The 17,026-nt window shown below is 73.3% G+C and carries 15 protein-coding genes; 5 read left to right on the top strand and 10 right to left on the bottom strand.

Annotated elements, in window-relative coordinates:
• Positions 1–60: 60 nt before the first annotated feature.
• The 8 genes from ACQZOG_RS18335 to ACQZOG_RS18300 all read right to left on the bottom strand — a co-directional run bounded on the left by ACQZOG_RS18335 (position 61) and on the right by ACQZOG_RS18300 (position 9,556).
• Positions 61–1,581, bottom strand: a complete 1,521-nt coding sequence (locus tag ACQZOG_RS18335; protein ID WP_033272367.1) for an aldehyde dehydrogenase family protein — start codon at positions 1,579–1,581, stop codon at positions 61–63.
• A 319-nt stretch (positions 1,582–1,900) separates the two neighbouring features.
• Positions 1,901–2,845 (bottom strand): hypothetical protein, encoded by a 945-nt coding sequence (locus ACQZOG_RS18330; RefSeq protein ID WP_033272368.1) that lies wholly within the window; start codon positions 2,843–2,845, stop codon positions 1,901–1,903.
• Positions 2,846–2,855: 10 nt separating this feature from the next.
• A complete protein-coding gene (locus ACQZOG_RS18325; RefSeq protein WP_033272369.1) occupies positions 2,856–3,209 on the bottom strand; it encodes a hypothetical protein in 354 nt (117 codons plus the stop codon).
• Between the two features lie 2 nt (positions 3,210–3,211).
• On the bottom strand, positions 3,212–4,894 hold the full coding sequence (locus ACQZOG_RS18320) for a hypothetical protein (protein ID WP_033272370.1): 1,683 nt from the start codon (positions 4,892–4,894) through the stop codon (positions 3,212–3,214).
• Positions 4,895–5,075: 181 nt separating this feature from the next.
• Positions 5,076–6,065, bottom strand: a complete 990-nt coding sequence (locus ACQZOG_RS18315) for a malate dehydrogenase (protein ID WP_033272371.1) — start codon at positions 6,063–6,065, stop codon at positions 5,076–5,078.
• A 498-nt stretch (positions 6,066–6,563) separates the two neighbouring features.
• Positions 6,564–7,661 carry a helix-turn-helix domain-containing protein gene (locus ACQZOG_RS18310; protein WP_261675517.1) on the bottom strand — a complete coding sequence of 366 codons (1,098 nt, stop codon included), beginning with the start codon at positions 7,659–7,661 and terminating at the stop codon, positions 6,564–6,566.
• A gap of 544 nt (positions 7,662–8,205) precedes the next feature.
• Positions 8,206–8,712 (bottom strand): DUF3017 domain-containing protein, encoded by a 507-nt coding sequence (locus ACQZOG_RS18305; protein WP_033272373.1) that lies wholly within the window; start codon positions 8,710–8,712, stop codon positions 8,206–8,208.
• Positions 8,702–9,556 (bottom strand): bifunctional methylenetetrahydrofolate dehydrogenase/methenyltetrahydrofolate cyclohydrolase, encoded by an 855-nt coding sequence (locus ACQZOG_RS18300; protein ID WP_033272374.1) that lies wholly within the window; start codon positions 9,554–9,556, stop codon positions 8,702–8,704. Before ACQZOG_RS18300 ends, ACQZOG_RS18305 begins: the two co-directional genes overlap by 11 nt.
• Before the next feature lie 292 nt (positions 9,557–9,848).
• Here ACQZOG_RS18300 and ACQZOG_RS18295 point away from each other — a divergent pair, with 292 nt between their 5' ends.
• The 4 genes from ACQZOG_RS18295 to ACQZOG_RS18280 all read left to right on the top strand — a co-directional run bounded on the left by ACQZOG_RS18295 (position 9,849) and on the right by ACQZOG_RS18280 (position 13,520).
• Positions 9,849–10,436 (top strand): hypothetical protein, encoded by a 588-nt coding sequence (locus ACQZOG_RS18295; RefSeq protein WP_033272375.1) that lies wholly within the window; start codon positions 9,849–9,851, stop codon positions 10,434–10,436.
• 218 nt (positions 10,437–10,654) lie between these two features.
• On the top strand, positions 10,655–11,404 hold the full coding sequence (locus tag ACQZOG_RS18290) for an FHA domain-containing protein (protein WP_037641184.1): 750 nt from the start codon (positions 10,655–10,657) through the stop codon (positions 11,402–11,404).
• Positions 11,401–12,948, top strand: a complete 1,548-nt coding sequence (locus ACQZOG_RS18285; RefSeq protein ID WP_037641182.1) for a protein kinase domain-containing protein — start codon at positions 11,401–11,403, stop codon at positions 12,946–12,948. The genes ACQZOG_RS18290 and ACQZOG_RS18285 overlap by 4 nt, the downstream gene beginning before the upstream one ends.
• Positions 12,949–13,034: 86 nt before the next feature.
• The gene (locus ACQZOG_RS18280) at positions 13,035–13,520 is read left to right on the top strand and encodes a hypothetical protein (RefSeq protein WP_203550258.1); all 486 of its coding nucleotides are present in this window, start codon (positions 13,035–13,037) and stop codon (positions 13,518–13,520) included.
• A 52-nt stretch (positions 13,521–13,572) separates the two neighbouring features.
• Here the strand turns inward: ACQZOG_RS18280 and purH are convergent, their stop codons facing one another.
• Positions 13,573–15,135, bottom strand: coding sequence for a bifunctional phosphoribosylaminoimidazolecarboxamide formyltransferase/IMP cyclohydrolase (gene purH / locus ACQZOG_RS18275; protein ID WP_037641177.1), 1,563 nt, complete (start codon positions 15,133–15,135; stop codon positions 13,573–13,575).
• A complete protein-coding gene (purN, locus tag ACQZOG_RS18270) occupies positions 15,132–15,773 on the bottom strand; it encodes a phosphoribosylglycinamide formyltransferase (RefSeq protein WP_037641175.1) in 642 nt (213 codons plus the stop codon). The genes purH and purN overlap by 4 nt, the downstream gene beginning before the upstream one ends.
• A 387-nt stretch (positions 15,774–16,160) precedes the next feature.
• Here purN and ACQZOG_RS18265 point away from each other — a divergent pair, with 387 nt between their 5' ends.
• Positions 16,161–16,928, top strand: coding sequence for a hypothetical protein (locus tag ACQZOG_RS18265; RefSeq protein WP_230229108.1), 768 nt, complete (start codon positions 16,161–16,163; stop codon positions 16,926–16,928).
• Positions 16,929–17,026 lie beyond the last annotated feature (98 nt).

Genomic DNA, 17,026 nt, shown 5'->3' with positions numbered 1-17,026 from the left:
AGCCCCCACGGCGCCGCGCCCGCCCACGAGGCGACGCGGCACCGCCGGGACGCGGCGGCCTCAGCCGCGGAACCACCGAACCGGCGCCGGCGCCAGGTTCTGGTACACGTGCTTCGTCTCGCGGTACTCCGCGAGCCCGGCCGGCCCGAGTTCGCGCCCGGTACCGCTCTTGCCGAAGCCGCCCCACTCGGCCTGCGGGAGGTAGGGGTGGAAGTCGTTGATCCACACGGTGCCGTGGCGCAGCCGTCCGGCCACCCGGCGGGCGCGGCCCGGGTCGGCGGTCCATACACCGCCGGCCAGGCCGTACTCGGTGTCGTTGGCGAGGGCGACGGCCTCGTCCTCGGTGCGGAACGTCTCGACGGTGAGGACCGGTCCGAAGACCTCCTCGCGCACGACGCGCATCTCGCGGTGGCAGCGGTCGAGGACGGTCGGCTCGTAGAAGTAGCCGGACGCGGGGCGTTCGGGCGCCGGCTCGGGACGCTTGCCGCCGCAGCGCAGCACAGCGCCCTCCTTGAGCGCGGACTCGACGTACGCCTCGACCTTCTCGCGCTGCTGCGCGGAGACGAGCGGGCCGCATTCGACGCCGTCCTCGGTGCCCCGGCCGAGCCGGATCTTCTCGGCCCGGCGGGCGAGTTCGGCGACGAAACGATCCCGCACGGACTCCTCGACGATGAGGCGCGCACCGGCCGAGCAGACCTGGCCGCTGTGGATGAAGGCCGCGTTGAGGGCCTGGTCGACGGCGGTGTCGAAGCCCTCCTCGGTGGCGCAGGCGTCGGCGAACACGACGTTGGGGTTCTTGCCGCCGAGTTCGAGGGCGACCTTCTTCACGGTCGGCGCGGCCGCCTGGGCGACCTTGGTGCCGCTGACCAGGCCGCCGGTGAAGGAGACCAGGTCGACGTCGGGGTGCTCGGCCATCCGCGCGCCGACGGTGTGACCGGGGCCGGTGACGATGTTGGCGACGCCGGCGGGCAGACCCGCCTCGGTGAGCAGGCCGATCAGGGCGACGGTCGTCATCGGGGTGATCTCGCTGGGCTTGACCACGAAGGTGTTGCCCGCGGCGAGCGCCGGGGCGATCTTCCAACTGGCCTGGAGGAGCGGGTAGTTCCAGGGGGTGATCAGGGCGCAGACGCCGACCGGCTCGTGCACGACCACACTGTGGACGTCGGGCGAGCCCGCGTCCACGACCCGGCCGGGCGCCTCGGCGGCGACCAGGTCGGCGAAGTAGCGGAAGGCGTCGGCCACGCAGTCGATGTCGACGCGGCCCTCCTCCACGGTCTTGCCCGCGTCCTGGGCCTCCAGCGCGCCCAGTTCCTCGCGGTCCCGGACCAGGAGGTCGGCGACACGGCGCAGCAGCGCGGCCCGTTCGGTGACGGGGGTGCGCGGCCAGGGCCCCTCGTCGAAGGCGCGGCGCGCCGCCGCGACCGCGAGGTCGGTGTCCTTCTCGTCGCCCTCCGCGACCACGGCGAACGGCCGGGCGTCGGCCGGGTCGAGGATCTCCCGGGTGGCCCCGGAGGCGGCGGCCCGCCACTCGCCTCCCGCGTGGATGGTGTCGCGCGCCCGCAATGCTGTGCTGTCCGCCATGGTGGGTACTGCCTTCCGTTCTTTTCCGCGCCCGTGAGTCACATGCCTGTTACCCCCGAGACCGGGTGCGCCTGCCCTTCCGGGCGGAAGTCATGCGGAATCGATGCGGGGAGTGCGCTTCGTCACGCAGTCACCTGCGGCACCCTTCGACGCCGGGTGCGGGTCGTCCCTGGCTGGTCGCGCAGTTCCCCGCGCCCCTGGGGGCGCCGCAGCCGCGGGCATTCGTGCCGCTGGGGCGGCACGGGTGGGCGCGGCGGCACCTCGTCAGCGCCGAGGTGCGGGAACGCCCCCCGCCGACCACAGCCGACGGGACGTCAGATCAGCCGCACGTCGCCGACGGAGGGCAGAAATGCTCCACCGCCACGAGCACCAGTTCCAACTCCGGGTCCACTCCGTCCGTCGGCGCCCCGTACGCCGCCACCGCGTACACCTTCCCGTCCTCCGGAGACCGGAAGCGGACGTCCTGGACGTGCCAGCTGCCGACCTCGGGCTCGCCCCGCAGCGAGTCGGCGAGGTACTCGAGACGCACCCCTTCGACGCCCGCGTCCAACGGCACCATCTCGACCTGCTGGAAGCCGTCCGGCTTCGGCGTGTCCTCCGACAGGTACAGCTCGAAGGACTCCTCCGGCGAGGACTCCGCGATCTCGTACACCTGAAGGCGACGGAACCCGTCCGGACTCCGGTAGTTCACGACGTCGAAGCCGTGCTGCGAAGGCACCGTCTCCCGCTCCCACCCGGTGGGCCGGGCGATGGTGAACCCCTCGGCGTCCTGGTGCAGCTCGTACCCCTCGGGCAGCGCCGACGGGTCGGCGGAGGGCGACCCGGTGGTCGAGGTCTTCGTAGGCACCGCCTCCGACTCCCCCTCCGGCGTGGGCGACGGCGACTCCTGAGGGGCACTCGTACCCGGACCCCCCGCCCGGTCGTCCGCGCCACCACCCCCGCCGTCGTCCCCCACGACCAGGCTCAGCACCAGCGCCACCGCGACCCCCACCGCCGCGGCCCCGCCCAGCACACCCCACACCATCCGCCGCCGCCCCGCGCCGGACGCCCCCGGCTTCGGCGGCTCCGGGACGGACCACCCCCCGGCCGCCGGGGCATCGGGATCGGTCACCCCGCCCGGGGCGGACGTGGGCACGACCGGCTGGAAGGACGGCGGAGGAGGCGGCGGAGTCACCGACGCGCCGGAGCCGGCGCCGGCTCCGGCACCCCCGGCGTCCTCCCAGCGTTGGGCGTCCTCGTTCCAGTACCGCTGTCCCCCGGTCATGGCGCCCCTCTCACATCCCCAGCAGCCCGGCGACGGCCCCGGCCGACGAGAACAGGGTCAGGACGCTCTGGGCGTCCGTGAGCGCCTCGCGCAGCCGCTGTACGCGGCTCTCGCCGGCGGTTCCGGTGCGGGTGATCTCCTCCTCGGTGTCGGCGAGGGTGGAGTCCAGCCGCGCGACCTGCTCGTTCTCCCGCAGCCGGGCGAGGTCCTCGCGCAGTTCCCGCACGGCGGCCAGCAGCTGCTCGGCGGTCTCGTCGCGCGCCGGGGCCGTGGTGTTGTGCGTCTCGGCGCGGGCGTTGGCGCCGAAGGCGAAGGAGGAGTTGTCGGCGCGGCCGATGCTGACGTTCGGTTCGTCGGTTGCCATGGTCAGTCGGATCCCCTCCGCGGCGCGGGGCCGCCGGTCGTGGTCTGTGCGCGCGCGTGGCCGCCGAAGGCGAACGACGAGTTGTCTGCGCGCCCGATGTGCACCGCGCCGCCGCTGATGTTGACGATCTTCTGCACGAACTCGCCGGTCTCGTAGCCGGCTTCGCCCAGCGCCAGCCGCACCCCGCGGCTGACGCGGTCCTGGACGCTGCGCAGGTACCGGGCGACGTCCATGTCCTGGAACGTGGATCCGGCGGGCGCCGAGCCCAGCTCCCGCACGGACAGGGCGGGCCCGTCGGGCAGCGCGTGGGCGTGGCCGCCGGTCAGCAGCCGCCACGCGAAGGGCAGGCCCCGGCCGAGTGTGATCAGTGCTTCACCGGCGGAGCGGGGCACCAGGACGGCGGCGCCGGCGATCCGGCCCGTCCGGTCGTCTCGGGCGTCCTGGAAGGCACGGTCGGCGTCCTTGAAGTCCGCGCGCACCGGCAGCAGGACGTGCGGTGCGATCTCCAGCGTCAGCATCCGGCCCTGGGTGTGGACGCGGACGTGGACGGTGACGACCAGCTCCTCCTCCCAGCCTCCGACGCGGATGCGCAGGAAGTGCCTCCGCTTCTCGCCGCCCTCCTCGACGGCCCGCGTCCGGTGCTGCTCGAAGTCCTCCGGCGCGTACGGCGCCTCGTCGCGGTGCCGCAGCCCTTCGACGGGCAGGAACACGCACTCGTCGATCTCCAGCCGCCGCAGCCGGTCCCGTACGCCGGGGCCCGCGTGTTCGGCCGGAACGCGCAGCTGCTCGATGAGGGGCCTGACCCGGTCGAGGATGGCCCTGTTGCTCAGCGGCTGCTGGTCCGCGTCCTCGTCGGGCCGCAGTTCGACGGCGAGCACCCAGGTGTCGCGCCGCGTTCCCGCCCCGCAGAAAGGGTGCGCCTCGTGATACATGACGAGCGGCGTGTGCTGCTCGAGCCGGATGCGCTGGATCAGCCTCCGCAGGCGCTGCCCGCCGGACTGCTCGGCGCGGTCGCCGGCGGCGTCGGGGAAGCGTTCCCTGGAGAGTTCCTCGGCGAGGACGCGGGCGAACTGGTCACGCCGTCCCGCCACGCACAGGCCGATCACCACGAGCGCGCCGATCCCGAACCATGCCTGCCAGGGTTCGGCGCTCCCCGCGATGCCGTCGCTGATCCCGCTCAGCGGGTTGTCACCGCCGGATGCGTAGGCGGACCCGTACCCGGAGCCGCCGTCCGCCCCGCCGAAGGCGGCGACGCCGAGGATGTACAGGAGGAACGCGGTGAGGACGCGGCCGCTCCAGCGGACCAGGGGCTCGGCGGCGTCGGGCACCCGGGGTGCGACGGCGAGCAGCACACTGGGGATCAGGAAGTAGGCGAGCAGGCCGCCGCTGACCAACGCGCCGACGATCCACAGTCCGACGACCGCGCCCGCCCACAGCATCTCCAGCCGCCGCGCGCGCAGCGCGTGCGCGAGGACGCGGGCCGCGTCGAAGCCCAGCGAGGGCGCGACGACCCGCTGTTCGTTGAGGTAGAGCTCCTCGATCACCCGGTCGCGGTAGCCGGCGTCCAGGTAGGTCCCCGCGCACAGCAGCCGGGAGGCCTCACTGGCGTACGGGGGCACGGGCGGCGGACCGTCGGGCGTCCCACCCGGGTGCTGTGGCTGCTGGGGTACGAAGGCAGTGCTCACGCGGATCCCCCGATACGCGGACGGACGTCACCACCACGCGGAGTGACGGGGCATCAGCATAGGGGAAGGGCGGGCGGGTGCGAACCGGATCGGCCACAGGGGTTGACGGGATCGCACGACGCGCGGGGCCCCGTACCGGACGAACCGGTACGGGGCCCCGCGAAGGCCGTGGTGGCCGGGTTCAGATGAGGCCGAGGGAGCGGACCGCCTCGCGCTCCTCCTCGAGCTCCTTGACGGAGGCGTCGATGCGGGTGCGGGAGAACTCGTTGATCTCCAGGCCCTGGACGATCTCGTACGCGCCGTCCTTCACGGTGACCGGGAAGGAGGAGATGAGGCCCTCGGGGACGCCGTAGGAGCCGTCGGACGGGATGCCCATGGAGACCCAGTCGCCCTCCGGGGTGCCGTTGACCCAGGAGTAGACGTGGTCGATGGCCGCGTTGGCGGCGGAGGCGGCCGACGAGGCGCCGCGGGCCTCGATGATGGCGGCGCCGCGCTTGGCGACGGTCGGGATGAAGTCCTCGGCCAGCCACTTCTCGTCGTTGACGACCTCGGCGGCGTTCTTGCCGGCGATGGTGGCGTGGAAGATGTCCGGGTACTGGGTGGCGGAGTGGTTGCCCCAGATGGTCAGGCGCTTGATGTCTGCGACCGTGGAGCCCGTCTTCTTCGCGAGCTGGGTCAGCGCGCGGTTGTGGTCCAGGCGGGTCATGGCGGTGAAGCGCTCGGCCGGGACGTCCGGGGCGGCGGCCTGGGCGATCAGGGCGTTGGTGTTGGCCGGGTTGCCGACGACCAGGATGCGCACGTCGTCCGCGGCGTGGTCGTTGATGGCCTTGCCCTGCGGCTTGAAGATGCCGCCGTTGGCCTCGAGGAGGTCACCGCGCTCCATGCCCTTGGTCCGCGGCCGGGCGCCGACGAGGAGGCCGACGTTGGCGCCGTCGAAGGCCACGTTCGGGTCGTCCGTGATGTCGATGCCCTGCAGCAGCGGGAACGCGCAGTCGTCCAGCTCCATGGCGGTGCCCTCGGCGGCCTTGAGCGCCGGGGTGATCTCCAGCAGGCGCAGCTTGACCGGCACGTCCGCGCCGAGCAGCTGGCCGGAGGCGATGCGGAAGAGCAGGGCGTAACCGATCTGGCCGGCCGCGCCGGTGACGGTGACGTTCACGGGAGTGCGGGTCATGGCGTTCTCCGTATGACAGCTGGCGGTGGGGCGGTCCCTGCCCCCTGGTGCGGGATCCCCGCTCCGGCTCGTGACCGGTGGCCGCCACGATGATCGATCACCGGTTCGAATGATCGATCTCTTGGCGTCAAGAGAGATCCAGCGGTCAGGCTATCGCGCATCCGCCGACCCGCACGGCCGGGCTCCCTGTGGCCCGTCCCACAGAGTGACCGCGCACGCACGCGGGTAACCGAGTGCGGCGGCGAGGTGAGAGAGAAGAGGGGGCGGCCGCTCCGTCCGGGAGAGGTGAGGGCGGGGCGGCCGCCGTCCGGGACCGACCGTGCCGGTATCCCGTGGGGGTACTTCTCGCGTGCCCGCCCCACGCGGCCGCATTCACGTCACCACGCTTCCCTCACATGTCACGACCCGTACGGCCTACTCGCGCGAGGGAATCGGCCACCCCCGGCCCGGCGGGGCCGGTGGCCGGGGTCCGGCCGCCCCCGGGGAGCGGCCGGACCGTCAGTCGGTGCAGCTCTTCTCGCCCGTCGCGGCCAGCACCGCGCAGGCCTTCGCCTCCGTCGCGGAGGCGACCGGCACCATCATCGTGTAGGCGACCGTGTCGCCCGGCGCGTCGACCGAGTCGGTCTGCCGGGACGCGCCCGAGCTGATCTCGACGGTGTCGCCCTGCGTGGCCTGCGTGATGCGCCCCCACGCGGCGGCGCAGACCTCGCTGTAGCGGACCTCGACGGTGGTGGCGCCGACGACCGCGGAGCCGGCCGTGGTGACCAGGTCGCCGCTGCACCCCATCACCTCGGCGTCCTTGCCGGCGCAGCTCTTGCCGCTGCACTTCACGCCGGGAGGCAGCTGCGCCTCCTTGGTGACGCTGGGCGACGGGGAGGGCCTGGCCTCCTTCTTGTCGCCCTGGGTCTCGGTGACGTACAGCCCGGCGGCGACCACCACCAGCGCGCCGAGGGCGCCGACGAGGAACATCGCCGTGCGCCGCTTGCCCGTGGGACGGCCGGGACCACCGGCCTGGCCCGACGGCTCCGCGGGCGGCGGGCCGTACCCGCCCGCCGCGGGCGCTCCGGGGCCGTACGCCCCCGGGTGACCGGCGTCCAGATGCGCGACCCCCCAGGAGTTGCCGCTGCCCGACGCGTCGCGCACGTCGGTGGCGGTCGGCTGCGGCGGCACGCTCGGCGACACCCCGGCGGGACCGGCGACCCCCGTGCGGGCCCCGCCGCCGCGGGAGCGACCGCCTCCGCCCGACGGCGGCCCGGCCAGCTCGCTCAGCGCGGCGCGCGCCTGCGAGATCCGGATCGCCTCCATGGTCATGTCGTGCCGCATCTCCGAGCGGCTCCAGGCGCGCTCGGCGAGCTCCCACATGGTGGTCAGGTGCACCGGGTTGGTCCCGGTGACCTCGGCCAGCGCCACGATCGCGCCCTTCGGCGCGAGCAGCCGGCCGTTCAGATAGCGCTCCCAGGACGTCTTGCTGTAGCCCGTGCGGTCGGCGACCGACGCCACGCTCAGCCCGCTGCGGTCCACCAGCCGCCTGAGCTGACTGGTGAACTCCCTGATCTGCGGATCGAGTTCATCCGGCAAAGCCTTCCAACGAGGCATTGCTCTCCCCCTCTTCCCCCCGGTTCGTGCTGGTGTTTCCCTCGCGCATGGTGCCCACTGCCACGTCCCGTCTGGCTACCCACAGGGATGCCACCGGGACGGGTCTCAGTTCCCGGGGTGGGGGCGCACGGGAGCAACAGGGCGCGTGCGGCGCTGCACGCCCAGTCGCTTGCGCTCCAGTGTCCCACCGGCCGGCCCCCCGGCCGAACGGAACCCCGGAACCCGCGGCCCGCGCGGACCGGACCGGTACGACCGTCCTACCGTCCTCCTGTCCTACCACCCCGGCGCCCGGACGCGGAGGTGTCCGCGGCCACATCACCCCTGCGCGGTCATCCGTGTCGCGAACCGGTGCCGGGGTCATCGCAAGGGTGTACGGGGATTCCGGGGCGCGTACCGGAACGGTTACTTCCGTGCCACAGCGGCCGGGCCTCCGTTGATCGGGCCGTCCGCCGTGCAGGAACGTGGTGCGCGGCGGCGGCCCCTCCTCTCACGGGGGTGTGGACGGGCCGCCGTTCCGTCCGTCGCCCGGGCGGCCGGGCCGGTCCTAGCTGTCGACCGTGAAGTGCAGCATGTCCTGCAGCCACGGGAACCGCAGCAGCGGATCCGGCTGCATCATCAGCGCCAGCAGCACGATCACCAGGCCGAGACCGCCGTAGGTGACGATGTCGGTGAAGCGGGAGCGCACGGCGAGCATGCCGACGTCCGGCACCGCCCACCGGAGCACCGCCCCGGCCACCAGCGCCGCGCCGATCACCAGCAGCCCGACCCGGAACACGTCCAGCGCCGTCAGCAGCAGGCCCAGACCCACGGTGAGCAGCACGGCCAGGATCGGCCACTGCCGGGCGGGCGCGGGGGCGTCGCCGGGAGCCGCGCGGCCGCCGCCCTCGGGGCGCGCGGTGTCCCGCGTGAACAGCGGGAACCTGCGGGTGGCGCGGCGCGGGGCGCCCTCGGCGTCGGGCGCGCTGACCGCGTCGCGCACGGTGACGTCCTCGGGGGCCTCCTCCGTCGCGGGCGCCTCGGGGGCGGCCGGTGCCTTCCGCTCAGCCGACACTGCGCTCCGCCGCCTCGACCACGTTGACGAGCAGCTGCGCCCGGGTCATCGGGCCGACGCCGCCGGGGTTGGGAGCGACCCAGCCGGCCACCTCGGCCACGCCCGGGTGGACGTCGCCGACGATCTTGCCCTCGGCGCTGCGGGAGACGCCGACGTCCAGGACGGCCGCGCCCGGCTTGACGTCCTCGGGGCGGATCAGGTGGGCGCTGCCGGCCGCCGCGATGACGATGTCCGCGCGCTTGAGGTGCGCGGACAGGTCGCGGGTGCCGGTGTGGCACTGGGTCACGGTGGCGTTCTCGCTGCGCCGGGTCAGCAGCAGCGGCATCGGACGGCCGATGGTGACACCGCGCCCGACGACCACGACCTCGGCGCCCTTGATCTCGACGCCGTGGCGGCGCAGCAGGGTGATGATGCCGTTCGGCGTGCAGGGCAGCGGGGCGGGCTCGTTGAGGACGAGACGGCCGAGGTTCATCGGGTGGAGGCCGTCGGCGTCCTTCTCCGGGTCCATCAGCTCGAGGATGCGGTTCTCGTCGATGCCCTTGGGGAGCGGGAGCTGGACGATGTAGCCGGTGCAGGCCGGGTCCTCGTTCAGCTCGCGGACGACCGCCTCGATCTCCTCCTGCGTGGCGGTGGCGGGCAGTTCGCGCTGGATCGAGGCGATGCCCACCTGGGCGCAGTCGCGGTGCTTGCCGGCGACGTACTTCTGGCTGCCGGGGTCGTCCCCCACGAGGATCGTGCCGAGGCCGGGCGTGACGCCCTTCTCCTTCAGCGCCGCCACGCGGGCGGTCAGATCGGACTTGATCTCGGCTGCGGTGGCCTTGCCATCGAGAATCTGGGCGGTCATGACCCCATCCTCGCGGATGACCGGGCCCCTGTTCCAATCAGCCCGCATTCCGGTCGGCCGCGACGCCAGGACGGGGCATTCGCTCACCATCGGCGGCAATGCGAGCAAGATCGCGATGTTGCACTTGCACAACACATATGTCGTACCGCTGGACAAGGAAAGGAACGGTCAAGAACCATGAACGCACAGTGCCGCGGGCAGCACCGGGGGGACGGACCGCATCTGTAGTACTTCCTCCGCGCCGTGCCTCGCGTCGTCCCCGCAACTGAAGCGCAACGGAGGAAGAACCGCCATGAGTTTCGGCGACCCGAACAACCCCTACGGGCAGCCGCCCCAGCAGCCCCAGGCCGGCCCCGGCTACGGCTACCCCCAGCAGCCCGGCCAGCCCGCCCAGCCCGGATACGGCTACCCGTCGGCGCCCCCGGTGGGCCAGCCCTACGGCGGCGGTTACGTCCCCACCCAGATGCCCGGCATCACGCGCGCCGCGCAGGTCATGGTCGGCGTGATCGCGCTCGCACACGTCGTCATCGCTGTCTTCTACGCCGCGGCGCTGGCGCAGTGGGACGAGGCCATGAGCCAGGCGGACCTCACGGCCGAGGCCGAGCAGTACGCCGACCTGGGCAAGGGCGTCGTCGTCTTCTTCGCCGGTCTGGCCGCCGTCTTCGCGATCCTCGGCCTGATCCTCCTGCTCCAGTACGCCAAGGGCGGCAACTCGGTCCGCGTCTGCTCGATCGTCTACGCCTCGTTCGCGATCGTCAGCGGTCTCTTCGCGCTGGCCTTCTACCTGCTCGGCCTGGTCATCTGGGTCGTGTCGATCCTGGTGATCGTGTTCTGCGCGAAGCGGGCGAGCGCCGAGTGGTTCCGGCGCCCGAGGTACTGACCCCGGGAGACCGTCCCGCCGACGTTCCACCACGAGGCCGTGTCCGCCCCACGCGGGGGGACACGGCCTCGGTGTTTCCGGCGGGGCGCTGGGCGACGGACCCGTCCGGTTCGCGCCAATTCCGCCGCGCGCCCGTGTCGCACCCGATCGGGGGAGGTCCGGCGGCGGGGCGTCCCTCTACCCTGGCCGAGTAGCTGTCAGGCATGGGGGGATGCATCGTGTACAGCCTCATCGTCGTACCTCCGGCGACCGTGCCGGAGGACTCCGGCCGCCGCGGCCGGCTCCGTCTGGCGCCCGGCGAGCGCCTCTCCTTCGGCCGTGCCCCGCAGGGCGACGGCCTGCGCATCGCGCACGACGGGGTGTCCCGCAGAGCGGGTGAGATCACCGCGCAGGGCGCCTTCTGGCTGCTGAGCAACCTCAGCAGGGAGCAGACGTACGTCGTGGAGAACCCGGAGGGCGCGGGCGAGCACATCAAGGTCGGGCCGGGCCGCCTGGACGCGCCGGTGCCGTTCGAGTTCTCCCGGATCGTGCTGCCGGCCTGCGGCGACCTGCTGCCGCTGGAGGTGTGGGCGCCCTGCCACGAGCACGTCCGCGTCGACGCCTGCGACGACGGCGCCGCCACCGCGCCCGCCTTCTCCCTGGACCGCTCCAAGCGGTACTTCGCCGTGCTGGCCGCGCTGTGCGAGCCGCGGCTGCGCGGGGCGCCGCACGCGCCGCTGCCCACGGTGGAGCAGGTGGTGGAACGGCTGCGCCCGCTGTGGCCGGCCGCGTCCCGCACCGCGGTGCAGTGGAACATCGACTACCTGGCGGTGAAGCTGCGCCTCAAGCCCGGCCCCGAGACGGCGGAGCCGGGTCCGCGGCTGAACGGCAAGAAGGAGTCGCTGGTCTCCCTGGCCCTCCGCTTCGACCTGGTCCGGGAGGACGACCTGACGGTCCTGGCGGCCCCGCTCCGCCAGGGGGCCCGGTGACGGAGACGTACGCCGTGCCGGTCCCCAAGGGGTACCGGGTGGGCTCCTGGGAGGTGCGCGAGCCCATCGCCACGGGCGCGTTCGGCAGCGTGTACGCCGGCCGCCGCACCCGAGGCGGCGGGGACGGGCCGCGTGACGTCGCGCTGAAGTTCCTGCCCACCGGCACCCGCACCCCGCGCCAGCTGCACCACCTGCGCGAGCTGGCCGAGCGTGAGGTGGAGTTGCTGCGCCGCCTGAAGCAGCCGCGTCTCATCCGGATGTTCGAGACGCTGACCGTCGACGACGCCGGCCACCCGGAGCTGGACGGCGCCACCGTGCTGGTGCTGGAGAAGGCGGAGGGCTCGCTGTCCGCGCTGCTGGACGCCGCTCCCAGGCCCGGCGCCGGTCCCGGCCTGCTCGCCCAGATCTGCGAGGGGCTGGCCCAGCTGCACCGGGCGGGCTGGGTGCACGGCGACCTGAAACCGGCCAACGTGCTGCTGATGGCGGACGGTTCGGTCCGCCTCGCCGACTTCAACACGGCCGCCGAGCTGGAGGGCACGCACGCCTACACGTCCGCGTTCTCCACGCCCGACTACACCCCGCCCGAGCTGCTGTGGTCCGAGATCGACGAGCGGGGCCGCCGGATCCGCGCGTCCGCCGACGTGTGGGCGTTCGGCGTGCTCGCCCATCGCGTGCTCACCGGCGCGTTCCCGCTGCCCGGCGCCACCCCGGCGGCCCGTCGCACGGCAGCCGCCGCGTACGCCGCCGGCACCGACGAGCTGCGGCTCTCCCCCGACCTCCCGGACGCCTGGCGGGACGTGGTCCGCGCCTGTCTGTCCCGTACGCACGCGGAGCGGATCGGCGTGGAGGAGCTGCTGCGCCGGGTGCGGGACGCGGCCGGCGCGGGGCGTCCCTTCCGGCTGCCCCGGCTGCTGCCCGCGCGGCGCGGCTACCGTCGGCGTACGGTCGCCGTCTCGGCGGCCCTCGCGACCGCCACGGTGGCCGGCCTCGGGTACGGCGTCGACCGGTGGGCCCTGTCCGGCGGCGAGCCGAGCGCGCGCACCAACGCCTCCGCCGCGTACGGCGCCGACGTGCTGCGCACCGACCGGGGCGTGCCGGCCGCCTACCGGCTGCTGATCGTGGAGACCGCGCACGACTGCCGCAGCGAGGACGTCACCGCGCCGCTGATCGCGGCCATGCTGAAGGTCGAGAGCGACTTCGACCCCGACCTGTCCGACCCGGGCAGCAACGAGTACGGCATCGCGCGCTGGACGCCGAAGGTGCTGCGGTGGTGGATGAACGAGGACGGCACACCGGGCGAGACCGTGCCCGAACCGCCGTTCCCGCCCGCCGAGTCGGTGCCCGCGATGGGCCGCTACCTGTGCTGGATCGCGCCCCGCCTGGACGGCGAACTGCGGGAGGACCGGCGGGTGCTGATCGCCGCCGCCTACCGCACGTCGTGGCGCAGGGTGAACGACGCGGGAGGCGTCCCCGCGAAGTACCGCTCCTACGCCGACCGTGTCTCCCATTACCTGAAGGAGTACAGCCCGCCCGGCCGGAGGTGACCCTCACAGGTGCGAGGTACCGGACGGCGCGCTCCCCCGGCACGGTGTGAACGCACCGCTTCCGCGGTGCACCGACCAGTTCGTTCATGGGGGAAACAGTGAACACCTTCAAGTCCGCCGCGCTGCTCGTCGCGGCAACGGCCCTCGTCGCCGGCAGCTCGGTCGCGGCCACCGCCGCCCCCGACCCGGACGGCACCCGGGTCACCTCGCTCCAGCGGACGGCCGAGCAGGTGCTGGGCGGTGACGTCGAGCCCGTGCGGGTGACCGCCGACGCGGTCGTCTACGACGGCCTGACCGTCACCGAGGCGCCGCGGGGCAAGGCGAGCACCCAGGCCCTGGCCTGCGACTACGGGCACCTGTGCATGCTCGTCAAGAACACCAAGTTCGACTTCTACAAGTGCCAGACGTGGGAACTGAGCAACTGGACCGGCGACGGCCCCTTCACCAACAACCAGACCCCGGGCACGGTCGCCCGCTTCTACAACCAGGACGGCAGCGTCCGCTGGACGTCCACGGCCTACGAGTCGGGCACGGCCACCTGGGACCCGATCTGGTCCCTGCGCCCCTGCTGATCCGCCACGCGGAGGGCCGTGTCCCCGGGGGGACACGGCCCGCTCGCGCGCGTCAGTGGAAGAAGTGCCGCGTGCCCGTGAAGTACATGGTCACGCCCGCCTTCTTCGCGGCCTCGACGACCAGTTCGTCGCGGACCGAACCGCCCGGCTGTACGACCGCCTTCACGCCGGCCTCGGTGAGGATCTCCAGGCCGTCGGGGAAGGGGAAGAACGCGTCGGACGCGGCGAAGGAGCCACGGGCGCGCTCGGCGCCGGCCCGCTCGACCGCCAGCTTCGCGGAGTCGACGCGGTTCACCTGGCCCATGCCGACGCCGACCGACGCGCCGTCCTTGGCGAGCAGGATCGCGTTGGACTTCACCGCGCGGCAGGCCTTCCAGGCGAACGCCAGGTCGGCCAGGTCGGCCTCGGAGAGGGCCTCGCCGGTGGCCAGCGTCCAGGTCGCCGGGTCGTCGCCCTCGGCCTGGAGCCGGTCGGTGACCTGGAGCAGCGCGCCGCCGTCGATCGGCTTGACCTCGACCGGGGCGGACGGCGCCTCGGGGGCGCGCAGCACGCGGATGTTCTTCTTCTTGGTGAGCGCCTCCAGGGCGCCGTCCTCGTAGTCCGGGGCGACGATGACCTCGGTGAAGATCTCCGCGACCTGCTCGGCCATCTCCTTGGACACCGGGCGGTTCACGGCGATCACACCGCCGAACGCGGACAGCGGGTCGCAGGCGTGCGCCTTGCGGTGCGCCTCGGCGACGTCCGCGCCGACCGCGATGCCGCACGGGTTGGCGTGCTTGATGATCGCGACGGCCGGGGCGTCGTGGTCGTACGCGGCACGGAGCGCGGCGTCCGTGTCCGTGTAGTTGTTGTACGACATCTCCTTGCCGTGCAGCTGCTCGGCCTCGGCGAGACCGCCCGTGCCCGAGACGTACAGCGCGGCCGGCTGGTGCGGGTTCTCGCCGTAGCGGAGCGTGTTCTTGCGCTCCCAGGTGGCGCCGAGGAAGTCGGGGAACTGCGAGTCGTCCACCGGGGCGTACTCGGAGGCGAACCAGCTCGCGACGGCGACGTCGTACGCGGCCGTGTGCTGGAAGGCCTCGGCGGCGAGCCGCTTGCGGGTGGCGAGGTCGAAGCCGCCGCCCTGGACCGCGGCGAGGACGTCGCCGTAGCGGGCGGGGCTGGTGACGACGGCGACCGACGGGTGGTTCTTGGCGGCGGCACGGACCATCGAGGGGCCGCCGATGTCGATCTGCTCCACGCACTCGTCGGGCGAGGCGCCGGAGGCGACGGTCTCGCGGAACGGGTAGAGGTTCACGACGACCAGGTCGAACGGCTCCACGCCGAGGTCCTTGAGCTGCTGCCCGTGGTCGGCGAGACGCAGGTCGGCGAGGATGCCGGCGTGCACCTTGGGGTGCAGCGTCTTGACCCGGCCGTCCAGGCACTCGGGGAAGCCGGTCAGCTCCTCGACCTTGGTCACGGGGACGCCCGCGGCGGCGATCTTCGCGGCGGTGGACCCGGTGGAGACCAGCTCCACCCCGGCCTCGTGCAGGCCGCGCGCGAGATCCTCGAGGCCGGTCTTGTCGTAGACGCTGACGAGCGCCCGTCGAATGGCCCGCTTGTTGCTCTCGGCGGTCACTGGATAACTACCTTTCGTCCCTCGATGCGATAGCCGTTGCGGGCGAGGCGCCCCACGACCTCGACGAGCAGCTTTCGCTCGACTTCCTTGATGCGCTCGTGCAGAGCGCTCTCGTCGTCCTCGTCCCGGACCTCCACCACGCCCTGCGCGATGATCGGCCCGGTGTCGACGCCGTCGTCGACGAAGTGGACGGTGCAGCCGGTGACCTTGGCGCCGTACGCGAGCGCGTCCCGTACGCCGTGGGCTCCCGGGAAACTGGGCAGCAGGGCGGGGTGGGTGTTCACGAACCGCCCGCCGAAGCGCGCGAGGAACTCCTTCCCCACGATCTTCATGAACCCGGCGGACACCACGAGGTCGGGCTCGTACGCGGCGACGGCCTCGGCGAGCGCCGCGTCCCACTCCTCGCGGGCGGGGTGGTCCTTGACCTTGCACACGAAGGTCGGCAGCCCGGCGCGCTCGGCCCGGGCCAGCCCCTCGATGCCCTCGCGGTCCGCGCCGACGGCGACGACCTCGGCCCCGTAGGCGTCGGGTCCGACGGCGGCGATCTCGTCGAGGAGCGCCTGCAGATTGGTGCCGGATCCGGAGACCAGCACGACGAGACGACGCCTGGCGCGCTCGGCCACGGGCTTGGCGGCCACGGTGGGGCCCTTTCTCGGGAAGCGCCTGTACGGTCGGCGGCACAGCGCTTTGTACATTCCTACGAATGCTTCGCGCCCCCTCATACGGGGAAGCCTACGAAGCGGCCGACCGGCAGCAACGATACCGGCACTCCCGACGGGCCCCCGCGGGACGGGGGCGTGGCCGGAAGGTAGCGTCTGGTAGGAGCCGGCCGGGGTACGCAGCTTCTGGACGCCGGGGCGCACGGGAACGCCGACCGCGCACCGTTCGTTCACAGGGCGACGGACCCGGGCCGCGCGGAGCTGACGGGAACGCACCAGCTCACCGCTCACTCGTAGTCGATACGTCGCGCGAGGCGGTCACACCGCACTCACGCCGTGCTTCACAAAGGGGAAGACGCTCACTTGATGCCGGACCGCAGCCTGCGACTCCTCACGTTCCCCCAGCAGTCGGCCCAGGGAGGGGAGCGTGGCGCCGTGCTGCTGCGGGAGCGCCCCTCCTCGCCGCCCGACGCCCCCCGAGGTGACGGCGACGACCGCCGCGACGGCCAGGGCCAGGACGACAACCCGTTCGCGCCCCCGCCGGAGGGCACGCCCGACCGCCCCTGGCAGCCGCGCCACCCCTCGGGCGACGAGGGCGGCGACGACCGGGGCGGCCGTAACCCCTGGGGCCGCAACTGGAGCGACCGGCAGCCCGGCCGCTCCTCCGGCGGCTTCGGCGAGCGTCCCCGAGGCCCCGAGGGGCAGGGCGGCGGACAGCAGGGTCCGGGCATGCGCTGGGACCCCACGGACCCGGCCCAGCGCCGCGCGCGCTACGCCCTGCTGGGCGGCATGTGGGCCTTCTTCTTCGCCCTGTTCAACTGGCCGTACCTGGCGCTGCTCCTGGGCGCGCTCGCCCTGTACTGGAGCATCAGCGCCCTGCGCGCCAAGCCCCGCGGGCAGGACCCGGACGCCCCGGCGTCCGAGCAGAAGGGCCGCCCGCAGACTACGGCGGCGGTGAGCGGCCTCGTCACGGCATCCCTGGCGCTGCTGCTGGTGGCCGGTGTCTTCGGCGCCCGTCTGATCTACAGCGACTACTACGAGTGCACCAGCGACGCCCTCACGCAGGAGGCACGCCAGTCCTGCGGGGACCACCTGCCGGAGCAGCTGCGGGGCCTGCTGGACGAGGAGAGCTGACGGTTCGTCCTCGGGACGCTCTTCGCTTCCGCACCGGCCCCCGTCCACCCGCTTCTGCGGGTGGACGGGGGCCGGTGTCGTCCGGGGCCGGGCGGGGC

The organism is Streptomyces sp. P13-3-3, assembly GCF_050571355.1.
GTDB lineage: Bacteria > Actinomycetota > Actinomycetes > Streptomycetales > Streptomycetaceae > Streptomyces > Streptomyces althioticus.
The sequence above is the reverse complement of the archived record's forward strand: the minus strand, read 5'-3'. Positions and strand labels throughout refer to the sequence as shown.